Here is a 15,208-nt window from a genome sequence, read left to right as displayed (position 1 = left end):
TTCTCCTAGATGTGTTGCCAACGCGGTGCATGCACCTTGTTAATTAAGTCGAGTTGTTGTTGATAAACTTGCGCTAACATAGACAATAGCGCCTTGTTTTTCGGTTCATTTTCAAGAGTTTGCTTTATTGCTTGCTCTGCATCTTCAAGTTCTTGTAACTGTACTTGCCAATTGTCGGTCAATGCTGCTTGGCTTTGATATTGCACTAGTAAACTTTGTTTTTGTTTAGTAAAAAACTCACTCATTGCCACTGCAGTATTTGCCTCTGGTACTTTAAATAACAATACTGTGCTGACCAAAACCGCGGTAAAACATGCAGCAATGGCGGTGAGTTTTGGCCAATATTGATTAGTATTAATAGTGGGCTGATTATTAGCTATTATTGCGCGCTCAATCCCATTCCACAGTTCTTTTTTTGGTGGAATATTTTTATCTAACTGGGTTAAAGACTCATTTAAGTAGTCGTCAAAATTTGTTTTATTCATTTTCATACCACTGCTTTAATAATTGCCTTGCACGATGATATTGCGCTTTACTAGATCCTACCGCCATACCTAACAGGGTTGCAATTTCCTCATGCCTGTAACCTTCTACTGCATAAAGCACAAATACCATTCTTGCTCGTTCAGGCAGTCTAACAATTAATTTATCTAGCCCATTTAATCCGTTACAGTCATGTGCAGCTTGTTCATCCATTCCGCTTTGCTCAAAGCTAATTACTTTATTAAGCCAATGTTTTTGCCTGCGCACATAACTAATAGCAATATTACTGGCGACACTATAAAGCCAAGTGGAAAACTGCGAACGTCCATCAAATTGCGCTATTTTGTTCCATACTTGCACAAACACTTCTTGGGTAGCATCTTGTGCATACTCCTCATCGGCTATAAGCCTCAGGCATAAGCCATAAACTTTTGCTTTATGCATGTCATAGAGCGCTTTATAAGCTAACTGGTCGCCGTTTTTAACTTGATCAATAAGCATTTGCTGCACTTGATCAGTTATTGGCTGATTAGCGTCCATTAACATCGCAAACTTTTCCTGTTTATAATTATGTAATTGCAATTTAACTTATAAGACGCGCAGAAGAATAGAAAGGTTTAAATGAAATAAAAAATATTTGTAAAAATGAAGGTTTATTTTAGAAAGGTGTTTGATTTTACCCACAACAAACAATTTATTGCTTTGGGTTATAAATTTTAGACACAAAAAAACCGTGCAAAGCACGGTTTTTTTTTAAACTTAATTCTAAAAATTAAGCTTCAGCAATAACGATTACTTTAATAGTAGCTGTTACGTCTGAGTGTACTGCGATTGCAACGTCAAATTCGCCAGTCTCACGGATAGTACCTAGAGGTAAACGAACTTCTGATTTAGCAACTTCAACACCAACAGCTGAGATAGCGTCAGCGATGTCACGAGTACCGATTGAACCGAATAATTTACCTTCGTCACCAGCTTTAGATACTAATGTAACTTCTGCTAATGCTTCAAGTTTGTCAGCGCGTGCTTGTGCTGCAGTTAACTGTTCAGCGATTTTTGCTTCTAGTTCTGCGCGACGTGCGTCAAACGTTTCAATGTTTGCTTTAGTTGCAGGAACTGCCTTACCTTGTGGGAAAAGGAAGTTACGTGCGAAGCCAGATTTAACTACAACCTGGTCACCTAGGCCACCTAGGTTAGCGATCTTATCTAGTAGAATAACTTGCATGTTTCTACACCTTTTAAAAACGTGTTAATCCGCTGCTTACTTATGTAAGTCAGTGTATGGAAGAAGGGCTAAGTAGCGAGCACGCTTAATAGCAGTTGCTAGCTGGCGCTGGTATTTAGCGCTAGTACCTGTGATACGGCTAGGTACGATTTTGCCACTTTCTGTAACATAGTTTCTAAGAGTAGCTAGATCTTTGTAATCGATTTGTTGTACGCCTTCCGCTTTAAAGCGGCAGAACTTACGACGTCTGAAATAACGTGCCATGAGATTAATTCCTCAAATAATTCTTTCTATATGCTGAGCATGCAAAACCAATTGGCTAAGGCCGTTACGACCTTCGTGGCGATTTAAAAAACCACTCACTTGCAATGCCTGCCCAACGTGCAAATGTTGAGTCTGTTGTTGCATTTGCTTACCACTGGCAACCACCTGAAGCCTAACATAACTATTACGGTTAAGATCTGCTTCAACTTGCATTGATTTATGTTCTACAACAAAAATACAATGCGGTATGCCCGCGGGGCTTTGGCTAAACTTGGGTGTTTTACAAACTACCCCCGATATAACCAGCTGATTCGTATATGGGCTAACCATTATAGTAACTGCTGACTACGTGCCATGCTAGGACTCAAAACAATTAAGCAGCTGGTGCTTCTTTCTTCTCTTCTCTTACAAGAGGAGACGCTTCAGTTACAGCGTTTTTAGTACGCATAACTAAGTTACGAAGCACTGCATCGTTGTAGCGGAAAGTAGTTTCTAGCTCGCTGATTACTTCAGTTGGTGCTTCAACGTTCATAAGAACATAATGAGCTTTATGAAGCTTGTTGATTGGGTAAGCCAGTTGACGACGGCCCCAGTCTTCAAGACGGTGGATAGTACCACCTGCTTCAGTGATAGAACCAGTATAACGTTCGATCATACCAGATACTTGCTCACTCTGATCAGGGTGAACCATGAATACGATTTCGTAATGACGCATGGATATTCCTTACGGTTAATAGAGCCTTCTACCGTTTCGGCCGGTCGGTTTAAGGCAAGGAATTAATAGTTTAAAAGCCGAAATGAGCGCGCATTTTACGCTTAGTAGGATAATTAAGCAAGCAGGTTTTTTAAGCTTTGATAGATAAGTGTTAAAGGTTTTGGGTTTCGGGTTTCGGGTTTCGGGTTTCGGGTTTCGGGTTTCGGGTTTCGGGTTTCGGGTTTCGGGAAGACATTATTGGATGCTCCCTTTATATCAACAAATAAAATAAAAATAAGTGTTTAATATTTACGAGGTAGACGCCGAGCTTGAAAAGCATAGCTTTAAATTATTTAAGCTCTACATTTACTTCTAAAATATAAACATTTACTCAAACCTAAAGCCGTGCAATTATCAAGCAACACATTATTAAATAAGGATATTTATGAAGCTTTTATTATCGCTTGTATTAATACTTACTTTTAGTACCTCTTTTTTAAGCTATGCAAACACCGCTACAACCGACATAACCGTGGGTAAAAAAGTCATTCTTCAATCAAAAATACTTAATGAAGACAGACCTCTCAGAATCTTCATACCTGAAACCGTAAAAGACGATCAGCCGCTTTACGTTATTTATTTACTTGATGGTGTTGAACACTTTCATACGGCGTCTGGCGTAATCAAATCCCTTGTTGATTACGATCAGATACCTAATGCCATGCTTGTTGCTATTGATACAACTAACCGTGTTCGTGATTACTTACCAAAAGTACAAGGCGAACCTAAAACGGAGTTTCAAACCTTTGTTAAAAGTAAATGGCCTGACGCAGGGCAAACTGACAATTTTTTAAAGTTTGTGTCTGACGAACTCATGCCCTTCATAAATAGCAACTACCCAACTAATGGTTACAACACCTTAATTGGTCATTCTAATGCTGGTACATTAGCGCTTTATACTTTAGTTAATCAGCCGGAATTATTTAACAACTATATAGCCATAAGCCCAAATAGTTGGTGGAGTGATGAAGAGTTAAAAAGTAATATCACTAAATACACTAAAAACCCTAAAGGCGCTCAAGCGTTATTTATTAGTGTAGCAAGCGAAGGCGCACGCTTTTATACAGGTGCATTAAATACTTTAGTAAATTTAGAGCAACAAATGCCCACGCAGCTGAAATGGGAATATAAGCATTACCCCTCTTTTACTCATATGGGCACCATACTTCCAGCACTCAGCGATAGCTTAATTCACTTATTTAGCGACCTAATATTTAAAGTGACTGACGAGCACGGAAAATTTGCGGATGTATCGCTTATTACCGGTTATTACCAAGCACTTAGTGATAAGTACGGATTTGAGCTTAAAATTCCACAAGATGTGTACGTAGAATTTGCCCACCGCCAGCAAAAGTTTGGCAACACTAAAAAAGCGATAACGACGCTTAAACACTTTACTCGCGATTACCCAAATGCAGCTTACTCCCACATGCGATTATCGCAAGGCTACACTGCTGACAAACAGTTTAAAGAAGCCGTTACCAGCATGACAAAAGCACTAGAACTTGCTAAACAGAACTCGCGTGACCCATTGTTAATCGATGCACTGCAAGATATGGTGAATGAAGCACAAGAAAATTTGTAGCTCATTAACTTAAAGCATTACGAGCTTCGCTTGTCGCGTCAGCAAGCTGTACGCCTACACAAAAGATAGCATTAGCCTATAAACAAAAAAACCGATGTTTAAACTAAAACATCGGTTTTTCTTTGGCTTAAAGCTGATAGCTAAAAACTGACCGCTTGTCTTTATTACTAGCCTATCGCTTCTTTAGCGAATAGATGTTTGATTGGGCCTAAGTTATCAACGAGTGAAAGCCCTACTCCACGAATCAGCTTTTTAACTGGGTTTGCACCTTCAAATAGCTCTTTTAGCCCTTGCATCATGGCGATGTGCTTTTGTGCGTCGAGCTTGCGGGTACGTTCGTAATCACGCAGTCTCCGAGTACTTGCAAACTCCTCGCTATCCCTTGTTAATAACTCAATTAAATAAGCGGCATCTTTTAGGCCCAGGTTCATACCGAGCCCTGCTAATGGATGAATGGTATGCGCTGCATCGCCCATTAACACCACCTTGCCATTAACCCATTGTTGGGCGTAACGCATTTTAAGTGGGAATGCGACGCGCTTACTTTGCACTTCACATAAACCACATTGGCCATCTATGGCAGCCATAACTGCTTTATTAAAGGCGGTGTCGTCCATTGCTAACAATTCATCGCAATGATTGGGGCTGGTTGACCACACAATTGAATGAGTATGCTCATCGCTTAGTGGTAAAAACGCTAGTGGCCCGGTTGGTAAAAACACTTGGCGTGCGGTATTTGCATGTGACTCTTTGGTTTTAACTGTCGCTACTAACGCATGGTGATCGTAATCTTTAAAGCTCAGCGCCATATTAAACTGTTTACGAATCGCTGAATTTGCGCCATCAGCCGCCACCAGCAACTTAGCAATAATAGGTTCGCCAGTTTTTAAATTAATAAATACATCAGACTCACTTTGATGTATTTGCTGATACTCGGTATCAAACATCAGTGTGGCATTACTTTGTTGCTCAAGCTCTTTTATTAGCGCAAAGCGAATAATATCGTTTTCAACTATGTGCCCTAAATGCTCAAGCTCAAGTTGCTCGTTATTAAAGGCTATTTTTCCAAAGCTGTCGGCATCACGAACATCCATGTGCGTATAAGCACAAGCACGCTCAGCTATTATGTGTGGCCATACATTTAATTGCTCCAGTAAGGTCTGGCTGGCAATACTTAGTGCACTAACTCGTAAGCCATAATCATCACTCGGTGGAGCTTGAGTTGGCGCAGCATCTAACACAGCCACGCTAATATTCGCTTTAGCAAGCCCGAGCGCCAGCGTTAACCCAACGCAGCCACCACCCACTATACAAACCTGTACTTGTTTCATAAACGTGTACCTTGTTTAACTTGACCCATTAATTGTTTTGCTAATGGGGCTTTTAATGCAGGGAATAAATCCATTGAAAATAGCCCAATACTTCGACCAAGCGCTAACCCCCGTGATGAGTTTGAAAAAAGTCTGACCAGAGCATCGGTCAATGTCATTACGGTGTTTATATCATCACTGCGCTTGATTGAATATTGACGAGTAAAAGCATAGCTACCTAAATCATGTTCACTGTTTGCCATTAAGTTACTCAGCACTTGTACGTCGCGCAGCCCTAAATTAAAGCCTTGTCCTGCAATAGGATGAATTGCGTGTGCCGCGTTGCCTATCACCACTGTGCGGTGCGTCGTTAACGATTCTATTTGCCCATAAACTAGAGGGTAGCTAGCGCGCATACCGACTTTTATAAACTGTCCTGCACGATAACCAAAGGCAGTTTGCAGCGCACTTATAAAGTCTGGTTCACTTAGCGACATATACTGCTCAATATGTTCTTGGCGCATACACCATACTAACGAATAGCGGTTATTACTCATGGGTAATAAAGCCATTGGGCCATTTTGGGTAAAGCGCTCAAACGCCTGATGATGGTGCCCACCAGCGACTTCTATATTGGCAATAATCGCACCTTGTTCATAAGGCTGGGTATTGAAGCCGAGCCCCAATAAATTACGAGTTGGCGACTGTGCACCGTCGGCAATCACCAACAGCTTAGCACTCAGTTTTTCACCACTTTGTAGTGTAAGTTCATTACTATCGGCATTTTGTTTTATCGCTGTTACGCTATCTGGGCAAAAAAGCGATATGTTTGATTGCATTAAACGCTGATGCAGCGCTCTGCCAAATGGGTTTACCTCTACCACATAACCTAATGAGGGTTTTGCAAACTCATCACACTGTATATGGGCTTTACCAAAGTGCCCTTTGTCTGACACACTCACTTTTTTTATGGCCGCAGCATAGGGAGCGTTCATTTCAAATAAATTGAGGCTTTGTAAATACTCTACCGACTGCTGGGCAAGTGCGATACTTCTGTCATCAAAGCTTGGATGATAATCAGTGGTTACTTGATTTGCTTCAATTACAGCAATATTTAAGCTGGGATTTTTTTTACTTATACTTAGAGCACAACTTGCGCCGACTAAACCACCACCAATTACTACAATATCAAACTGCTTAGCCACTTTTATCTCCAAGCTTATGCGTTTTTAGCGCTTTGCATTAACGCTTCTATTTCACTAATTGTTTTAGGCACGCTAATGGTTAAGTTGTCGTGACCTGAATCAGTTACTAATAAGTTATCTTCAATACGAATACCTATACCTTGGTATTTTTGAGGCGCATTTGAGTCTTTACTAATATACAGCCCAGGCTCAATGGTTAGCACCATACCCGGCTCTAAGACACGCTCTTGGTTATTAACCTTGTAATCGCCCACATCATGAACATCAAGCCCTAACCAGTGACCAAGACCATGCATGTAGTATTCTTTACAGGCACCTTGTGCCATTAACTCATCAAAATCGCCGGTTAAAATACCTAAATCAAGTAACCCTTGGGTTAGTACTTGCATAGCGAGTTTATTTGCCTGAGATAAAAGGCCACCGGGTTTTATTTCGCTAAATGCGATTTCTTGCGCTTTAAGTACAATATTATAAAGCGCAGCTTGCTCAGTGCTAAATTTACCGTTAACGGGGAAGGTACGTGTTATATCGGCGGCGTAGCCTTGTAGCTCACAGCCTGAATCAATCAGTACTAAGTCGCCATTGTTTAATACGTCGCTATTTTGGGTGTAGTGCAAAATATTGGCGTTATCGCCACTGCCGACAATAGTGCCATAAGCAGGATGTGGCGCACCGTTCATTGCATAGTGATGATGAAGCTCTGCCTCTAGTTGAAACTCGGTTGCGCCAACGTGGGAAAAACGCATGGCTCGCATGTGTGCTCGAGCGCTTATTTCACAGCCCTCACGCATAATGTTAATTTCGCCTGGCGATTTAAATAAGCGCATTTCATGCAATAAAGGGCGAATATCTTTAATTGTACTCGGTGCTGTATCCCCTTTTTTAGGGGCACTGCGCAAAGTGTTAAGCATTGAAAATACTTTGCCATCAAAGGCAGGATACGTCCCTTGTGCATAAAATAAAATCTGTTGGCCGTTCACCAAATTCAATAATTGTTCATTTAGCGCACTAAGTGCATAAGTTTTGTCGAATAAGTATTCGCTTTGTGCTTTTTCAAAACCAATGCGTCTGCCGTGCCATACCTCTGCAAGTTTGTCTTTATCTAAACAAAATAATAGTGAGGGTGTATCACTGTTTTTGCAAAGCACCAACACGGCATCGGGTTCGTTAAAACCAGTTAAGTAAAAAAAGTCACTGTCTTGTCGAAACGGATAATGAGTATCACGGCTACGCGTGAGCTCCGTTGCAGCGGGAATTATAGCAATACTGTTATTATCCATTGCCGCCAATAAACGCTCGCGGCGCGCTTTAAACTCTGACTTTTGTATTTCAACCATTAATAACTAACCCATTACTTTTATTGTGTTGCTCAATTAATGCAGTGTTTTTTTGTTGCTTTGTAGATTTTGCTCTTTGCCTAGCTCAGCAAAACACAATAGCGCCGATACACGGACGTACTCAATCACTTCATGGAGTGCTTGGCTATCTTCTTCGGTTTCTTCAAAGGTTGTATCTAGGCGTGTAATCTCGCTAAAGTCGCTGATCACTTCTTTTACATCTGCCGACAGCTTGCCATAATCTTTTTGCTTTAAGCCAAAACCCAACATAAACCCAGCTACCCATGATACGAGCCCGTTAGCCTGATCGATGAGTGTTTCGTCATCACTAGGTAAAAACAAGTCAAATTGAAACTCTTCGTTATTAAAACTTTCAACCACTTGTTGATAAATTTGGCCAAAAAACTGTTTTAAATCGTTGCTAAACGACTCGCCATCATTAAATACATCGCTCAGTAAGCCTAAGTATTCTTTATCGTCAATGCTTAGCCCACAAGCAAGTAAGCCGCTAATAACGCCATGCGCTTCTGCGGGTGATACAAATATTTCATTTTTCTCTAAAAGAAGTTGGGCTTTTTCGTAATCTGGTAAGTTATTCATAATGACGTCTTCGCTTTGCTAATTAAAGCAATGCTACCACTCGATAAAAAGCAACTCCAATGAATTCTATGACTGAGGTCAAAAGCAAGCGATTGAAAAGCAAATTGAGCTCAAAAAGCAATCTTAAAAGTAAATACAAGATTAAATGTGGAGGAAAACTGAGCGAACAGTTTAATTTTTTACGATTGGGGTTTAAGGATTGGAATATGTCTTATATACTAAATTTGTTCCCTGGGGTGCAGGAGCTTGGTTAAGTCCCTGAGCCGATAAATTTTATACCAGGATTTTTGTTCGTTTACTATTGTGCAAGCTCGGCATGTACCGAGAAGCCTACGGTAAACCGCAGATTTCCGCCCTGAAACCTCAAGGTTTCAGGACTGACACCGGGCACCGCATTCTCGGGGAACACCTTCCTTTATAGCTTAGGTTCTAGGTTCTCAAGCATTTCTTTTTAACTAAATATTCCCTATCTTTCGTCTTTAAATATATCGAACTGCGTTTCCACAGCCCGATATTTAATTTTTATCTCTAACACCTATCCCTTTGTCTTTTTAATGCCTAACACTACTTAAACCAACCTTGAAAGCGCTCCATCAGCATATAGTTAACGGGAACAAGTAATAAGGTTATAAAAGTCGCAAATATAATCCCAAACCCTAAGCTTACTGCCATAGGTATTAAAAACTGCGCCTGAGTCGCCTTTTCAAACAGCAGCGGCATTAAGCCAATAAAAGTGGTTAAACTAGTAAGCATAACCGGGCGAAAGCGCGATGCGCCAGCAAGTTTAACTGCCTCTATTAAATCGCCACCTTCGCTACGTTTTTTATTAATGAAATCGACTAATACGAGCGAATCGTTTACTACCACACCTATTAACGCAAGCATACCTAGTAAGCTCATAATGGTTAAGTCCATACCCATTATCCAGTGCCCTACTACAGCGCCAATCATGCCAAATGGAATAACGCTCATAACAATAATTGGTTGCATGTATGACTTAAACGGAATAGCCAATAACGCATAAATTATAAAAAACACAAACACTAACGCCCAAGCCAATGAGCCAAACGACTCTCTTTGCTCTTTGGCTTCACCTTCGAGTTTGTAATCAACACCTGGGTATTGCTGCATTAACTCGTCTAAATATTGTGCTAGGTCGGCTTGAAGCACCGTCATGTTGGTGTTGTTTTTTTCAATATCAGCCGTCACGTTTAGTGTGCGATAACGATCAATACGGTTTATGGTTGATGGGCTTTGTCCTGCCGTAAGTGTTGCCACGTGCGACAATGGCACAGAGCCGCCATCGGGAGTGCTTATTAGTATGTTTTGTAAATCAGCTACAGAGCGGCGCTCGTCAATAGGTAAACGAACCATTACACGCACGTCGTCTCGTCCGCGTTGAATACGCTGAACCTGCGAGCCAAAAAACGAATTACGCACTTGTCCTGCCACATTTACACGGTTTAAACCAAGCGCCAAACCTTGTTGCGTAAGCTCTATACGCAACTCTTCTTTACCGTCAGACATACTGTCAGCAATATCAAACACCGTTGGGTACGTTGCTAAACGATTTTTAATATTATCAGCTACATCTTGCAATATTGTTAGTGAAGTACCACTTAGTTGAACGTCTATTGGGTCTGAACTTCGGCCAATTTCAGCTCTAAATGTTAGGCTTTCAGCGCCAGGAATAACACCAATTAAATCGCGCCATTCACTAGCAAGCTCTCGCGAACCTATATCTGACTCACGCTGCTCTGCAGGTGTAATCTCAAAGCGTACCGCTCCGGAGTTAGACGCGCCACCGCGTCCGCCAGTAGTGGCTAATATATTTAAAATAACGCTTTCGCCTGTATTAGGATCGCGATATTTTTCTTGTAATTGCTGCGCTTTTTCGGACATATCAATCACGTATTTATTGGTTACTTCAAACGGTGTACCTGTTGGCAGTGTTAGATTGACTCGTACAGTTTCGCTAGGAATTCGTGGGAAAAAGATAAACTTAGTCCAACCACTGGTGATCATGGTTAAAATAATAAAAAATACCCCCACAAATAAACTAACCGTTGCTAGTTTATGGCGTAAAGCAGTGTTTAATATAGGTTGGTAATATTTTAAAATTGCACTTTCAAAGCCATCAGCAAAACGTTGTTGAATCGCTTCAAACTTTGATGGTTCACCTTTTTGGTGGCGTAGTTTTATGTATTTTAAATGTGCTGGTAACACAAATTTAGATTCAATTAGCGAAAACAATAAAACTGGAATAACCACTACCGGAATTTGTGCAAATAAGGCGCCGCGCGCGCCTTCAATAAATGCTAAAGGTAAAAAGGCAGCAACAGTAGTCAGTACACCAAAGGTAACGGGAGTAGCAACTTCTTGAGTCCCTAATATAGCAGCCTGCTCACCGGATTTTGCCGTTTTCAAATGGGTATACACGTTTTCGCCGGTTACTATGGCGTCATCTACTACAATACCAAGTACTAAAATAAAGCCGAATAAGCTCATTATATTTAGCGTTACACCAAAAATTGGCATCGCGATAAACGCGCCCATAAACGATACAGGAATACCAATAAACACCCAAAATGCAATTGCTGGGCGCAAAAATAGCGTGAGCAGTGCCAGTACTAGAATACCACCTTGTAAAGCATTACTGGTTAAGGTGGCGATACGGCTTTTAACTAGCTCTGAATCATCGTCCCAATAACTTAGTTTAAAACCTTGTGGTAGCGTGGCTTGCTGTTCTTCAATGTAGTTTTTAACATCGTCTGCCACGGTTATCGCGCTTTGCGGGCCAATTCGGTAAACGTCTATAAACGCCGCTTGCTTACCATTAAAACGGGTGCGTACTGGCGTTTCTTCAAAATCGTCTTTAATTGTAGCAATATCACCTAAGCGGATAATCGTTCCGTCGGCTTGGTTTTTTACTACTATGCTGGCAAATTCATCTTTACGATAAGCCTGCCCTTTTGAGCTAATTAGTACATCGCCACCTTCTGTTTTTAAGTTACCGGCAGAAATATCAGAACTTGAATTAGCAATAGCACTCGATATTTGCGCAAGGCTTAGGCTGTACTGGCGAAGTGTGTCTTGGCTAACTTCAATGGCTAACTCGTAGTCTCGTACACCACTTAGCTCTACCTGCGTTACGTTAGGCAAACGCAGTATTTGATCTCGCACTTTTTCGGCATATTCACGCGTTTCTTTTTCGCCATAATCGCTTGATACGGTAACAGCTATTACTTCTCTTTTGCGCTCAGCCAGCGCAACAATCGGTTTTTCTGCATCGCCAGGAAACGTATTAATCGCATCTACTCGGCTTTTAATATCAGCTAATAACTCACGAGGATCGTAACCGCTTTCAACCTCAATAGTTACAGAGCCGGAGCCCTCTGACGAGCGGCTAAATATTTGTTTAATGCCCTCTAAGTCTTGCACGGCCTCTTCTATACGAATTGTTACACCCTGCTCTACATCTTCAGGGGTTGCACCACGCAGGCTAACACCTACGCTTATCATGTCTGTTTCGAAAGATGGAAACACCTCAAGTGGTATTTTACTCGATAAACTAAATAGTCCCGACAACAACAAAGTTACTAACAATAAATTGGCAGCAACATGGTTTTTAGTAAACCAAGCAATCATGCTTTATCTCCTTGCTTGGCTGCGCGACGTTTTTTTATTAACTCTTCAACACTAATACCAAGCTCTTTTGCTTTTTGCTCTAGCTGCTCACGAGTCGGGCGCTTATTTTTAGGTACTTTTTCTTTTGGCTCTTCACCTAAAATACTCACTTTAGTGCCTGAGCTTACTTGCCCTAGCGGCGTAACAACTAATTTATCGTTCGCTTTTAAACCGGTTTTGATCATTGCTTGATTGGCGTTTTGCCATGCAAAAGTAACGTCTTTACGCTTTAATACATCACCTTCAACCACATAAACATAAGTACCTTGGTAAATTGTGCTGTTAGGAATGATCAACGCATTTTGCACCGTTTTACCCGCTATTTGCGCCTTAATGTATTGCCCTATTTTAATTGGATACTGATTACTGGCGGTTGATTTATATGGGTCGTCTATTTTTGCTACCACGTAAAGTTGCTGCGCGTTTTCGTCAATAGCGCCTTCAGTTCGTGCCAGTTGGCCTTGCCATGTTTGCTCCCCCACTAAATCAGAACTAAATTTAACTAACGAACCCGCTTGGTTTTTAGCACCATCACGGTATTGCTCTGGCAGGTTAACAAACGAAAGGTCTTTATTTTTTATTGGTAAGCGAATTTCAACACTATCAATAGCGTAAATAGTAGCAAGTTGGGTATTGTTACTCACTACTTGACCTAAATCGACACTACGACTCAGTATGCGCCCAGCATAAGGTGCGGTAACCTTTGTACGCTCTAAATCAAGCTCTGCTTTTTCAAGGGCAGCTTGAGCCGATAGCACTTGTGCTTGCGCAGCTGCTAATTGCGGCTCACGTAATACCAAGCTGCTGGCTTGGCTTGAACCACCAAGGCGCTTCCAATCAGTCAGTGCTTGTTGCCCGCGGGCCTTTTCTTCTAATAAGCTTTGCTCTGCTGTGAGTAAATTAGCTTGAGCAGATTTAACCTCTGCCTGATGATCTCTATCATCTAGCTTTAATAACACGTCGCTTTTTTCAAAAAAGCCACCTTCTCTAAACTCATCGCTCACTTCAATTATTTGCCCAGATGCTTGAGCAACAAGTAAGCTTTGTGTTCGAGGTTTTACTGTACCGTAGCTGTCTATCATTACTTGATAACTTTGAGGCACAAGCTCAAGTACAGATACACTAATTGCTGCTTTTGGTGCTGAACTAAAGCGTCTCGCCTCTGGCGGATTACTCTTAATAAAAAATACAATTAAAAGAGCGGTAACAACAACCGCGGCTGGAATAATAATTTTAGCTGTTTTAGTGTTCATCGTTATTGCTCTTTAAGTCGCTTGACGGTTTTTCAAAATCACCACCGAGGGCAACATGTAGGTTAATTCTATTTGCGATTAATTGGTTTTTAATTTGTATTAATGAACTTTGCGCATCGAATGAGCGACCTTGTGCATCAAGTACCGTGGTATAAGTTACTAAGCCACTTTGATATTGCTCAAACGATAACTGCTCGGCCGCAAGTGCATTTTTTTGTGCTTCGAGGGTGCTGGTGTACTGCGCTTTTAAAGACTGCTGCTGCGATATCGCATTTTCTACATCAGCAAATGCATCGTACAAGGTTTGTAAATATTGCTGTTCTTGCTTTTGAGTATTCAGACGCGCTATTTCTTCATTGGCTTGTAAACGCCCTCCCTCAAAAATAGGTGCCGAAATACTTCCGAGTAAAGACCATGCGAGGCTTGAAGGAGAAAACAAATCACTCACTCGATCTGTACTATCACTTAAGCTTGCAGTTAAATTTAAACTCGGAAAGCGCTGTTTATGCGCATAAGCCAGTGACGCATCACTAGCTAATAACTCGTACCAACTAGCAAGTAATGCAGGCTTTCGAGTAATGAGCTCTGAAGGAATACCAACTGGAATTTCGGTATCAACAACCGGTAAGTCAGTGCTTGCTGCAATAGCTCCTTTTGGGTACTCACCTAGTAAGCGCTCAAGCACTCGCGCTGCACTTGATAAACTCGCTGTTTGAGTGGCAATGCGTGAGCGTTCGTTATTAAGCTCATTGCGGGCTAAATAAACATCAAGCGCTTCGTTTATACCTTGGCGGTAACCCGATTCAATTATATCGAGGTTTTGCTTAGCATTTTCTTCACGGCGCTTATATAAATCAAGTAGCTGCTGCGCAGACACAACATCAAACCAGCCTTGTACAACATCTGAAACTAGTTGCTGTTTAGCTTGTTCAAAACGCGCTTTTTGCGCTAAATATGAAAGGTTAGCTTCTCGTTTTGAATCTGACAGCTTACCCCATAAGTCAACTTCGTAATTTAAGTTTAAGCTGACAGAGCTGGCATTATTATAGCTAACAGGCCGGTTACCTTTACTGCGGCTAGTACGCGAAGATAAATCTAAACTAGGCCAAAGAGCTGATCCGGTTGCTATTAGTTGCTGCTTAGTAATAGCGACATCATAGCTGGTTTGTAATAGTTGTTGGTTGTTTTTAAGCGCTTGTTCTACGTATTTGTTAAGTAATGGCGTGTGTAGTTGAGTTAACCATTCATCATCCACTTTTAATACAGAACTTGATGCTTGTTGTTGCCACTGCTGTGGTAAATTATTTGGAGTTTGTTCGCGCTGCGATTGGTTTAAGTTACTCGCACAACCGCTCAACACTATAATGCTTATTGCTAATAAAGATGGCTTATATTGCCACATCATGTTTAAACCTGATCAATGCTATTTGTTAACACCAAGCGACTTTGTCGTATCTTAATTACCAAGCGATTCTGTCGTAATCGCTAATTACCAAGGGAATTTG

Annotated in this window: 14 protein-coding genes and 1 other RNA gene; 2 read left to right on the top strand and 13 right to left on the bottom strand. The window is 41.2% G+C overall.

The window, feature by feature from the left end; genetic code table 11:
- Positions 1–5: 5 nt before the first annotated feature.
- The 6 genes from QL989_RS07580 to rpsF all read right to left on the bottom strand — a co-directional run bounded on the left by QL989_RS07580 (position 6) and on the right by rpsF (position 2,687).
- Positions 6–491, bottom strand: coding sequence for a hypothetical protein (locus tag QL989_RS07580; protein ID WP_013464154.1), 486 nt, complete (start codon positions 489–491; stop codon positions 6–8).
- A complete protein-coding gene (locus QL989_RS07575; protein WP_054202246.1) occupies positions 478–1,029 on the bottom strand; it encodes an RNA polymerase sigma factor in 552 nt (183 codons plus the stop codon). The genes QL989_RS07580 and QL989_RS07575 overlap by 14 nt, the downstream gene beginning before the upstream one ends.
- Positions 1,030–1,255: 226 nt before the next feature.
- Entirely contained in the window at positions 1,256–1,708 is a 453-nt protein-coding gene (gene rplI / locus QL989_RS07570; RefSeq protein WP_008110407.1) for a 50S ribosomal protein L9, read from the bottom strand.
- 36 nt (positions 1,709–1,744) lie between these two features.
- On the bottom strand, positions 1,745–1,972 hold the full coding sequence (gene rpsR, locus QL989_RS07565) for a 30S ribosomal protein S18 (RefSeq protein WP_002962753.1): 228 nt from the start codon (positions 1,970–1,972) through the stop codon (positions 1,745–1,747).
- A 12-nt stretch (positions 1,973–1,984) separates the two neighbouring features.
- On the bottom strand, positions 1,985–2,302 hold the full coding sequence (gene priB / locus QL989_RS07560; RefSeq protein ID WP_008466122.1) for a primosomal replication protein N: 318 nt from the start codon (positions 2,300–2,302) through the stop codon (positions 1,985–1,987).
- 43 nt (positions 2,303–2,345) lie between these two features.
- On the bottom strand, positions 2,346–2,687 hold the full coding sequence (rpsF, locus tag QL989_RS07555) for a 30S ribosomal protein S6 (RefSeq protein ID WP_008110420.1): 342 nt from the start codon (positions 2,685–2,687) through the stop codon (positions 2,346–2,348).
- Between the two features lie 424 nt (positions 2,688–3,111).
- On the opposite strand from rpsF, the gene QL989_RS07550 reads away from it, so the two are divergent.
- Complete coding sequence (locus tag QL989_RS07550; RefSeq protein WP_290169450.1) at positions 3,112–4,311, top strand: alpha/beta hydrolase-fold protein; 1,200 nt, start codon at positions 3,112–3,114, stop codon at positions 4,309–4,311.
- Between the two features lie 167 nt (positions 4,312–4,478).
- On the opposite strand, the gene QL989_RS07545 is transcribed toward QL989_RS07550, so the two are convergent.
- From QL989_RS07545 to QL989_RS07530, 4 genes are read right to left on the bottom strand one after another with little or no spacing between them, the layout of a single operon-like run.
- Positions 4,479–5,642: an FAD-dependent monooxygenase gene (locus QL989_RS07545; protein WP_290169448.1), complete on the bottom strand. Its 1,164-nt coding sequence runs from the start codon at positions 5,640–5,642 to the stop codon at positions 4,479–4,481.
- Complete coding sequence (ubiH, locus tag QL989_RS07540) at positions 5,639–6,826, bottom strand: 2-octaprenyl-6-methoxyphenyl hydroxylase (protein WP_290169446.1); 1,188 nt, start codon at positions 6,824–6,826, stop codon at positions 5,639–5,641. The genes QL989_RS07545 and ubiH overlap by 4 nt, the downstream gene beginning before the upstream one ends.
- A 14-nt stretch (positions 6,827–6,840) precedes the next feature.
- Complete coding sequence (gene pepP / locus QL989_RS07535; RefSeq protein ID WP_013464149.1) at positions 6,841–8,163, bottom strand: Xaa-Pro aminopeptidase; 1,323 nt, start codon at positions 8,161–8,163, stop codon at positions 6,841–6,843.
- Between the two features lie 36 nt (positions 8,164–8,199).
- Positions 8,200–8,763 carry a UPF0149 family protein gene (locus QL989_RS07530; RefSeq protein WP_290169443.1) on the bottom strand — a complete coding sequence of 188 codons (564 nt, stop codon included), beginning with the start codon at positions 8,761–8,763 and terminating at the stop codon, positions 8,200–8,202.
- Positions 8,764–8,988: 225 nt separating this feature from the next.
- On the opposite strand from QL989_RS07530, the gene ssrS reads away from it, so the two are divergent.
- Positions 8,989–9,172: non-coding RNA, 6S RNA (ssrS, locus tag QL989_RS07525), on the top strand.
- 155 nt (positions 9,173–9,327) lie between these two features.
- Here the strand turns inward: ssrS and QL989_RS07520 are convergent.
- From QL989_RS07520 to QL989_RS07510, 3 genes are read right to left on the bottom strand one after another with little or no spacing between them, the layout of a single operon-like run.
- Positions 9,328–12,411, bottom strand: coding sequence for an efflux RND transporter permease subunit (locus QL989_RS07520; RefSeq protein ID WP_290169442.1), 3,084 nt, complete (start codon positions 12,409–12,411; stop codon positions 9,328–9,330).
- Entirely contained in the window at positions 12,408–13,703 is a 1,296-nt protein-coding gene (locus tag QL989_RS07515; RefSeq protein WP_290169440.1) for an efflux RND transporter periplasmic adaptor subunit, read from the bottom strand. Before QL989_RS07515 ends, QL989_RS07520 begins: the two co-directional genes overlap by 4 nt.
- Positions 13,693–15,108 carry a TolC family protein gene (locus QL989_RS07510; RefSeq protein WP_290169438.1) on the bottom strand — a complete coding sequence of 472 codons (1,416 nt, stop codon included), beginning with the start codon at positions 15,106–15,108 and terminating at the stop codon, positions 13,693–13,695. Before QL989_RS07510 ends, QL989_RS07515 begins: the two co-directional genes overlap by 11 nt.
- Positions 15,109–15,208: the final 100 nt, after the last annotated feature.

The sequence above is a fragment of the Pseudoalteromonas sp. APC 3224 genome, assembly GCF_030407535.1.
In the GTDB taxonomy this organism is placed as follows: domain Bacteria; phylum Pseudomonadota; class Gammaproteobacteria; order Enterobacterales; family Alteromonadaceae; genus Pseudoalteromonas.
Note: the sequence above shows the minus strand (reverse complement) of the source record. Positions and strands in the feature narration are given on the sequence as shown.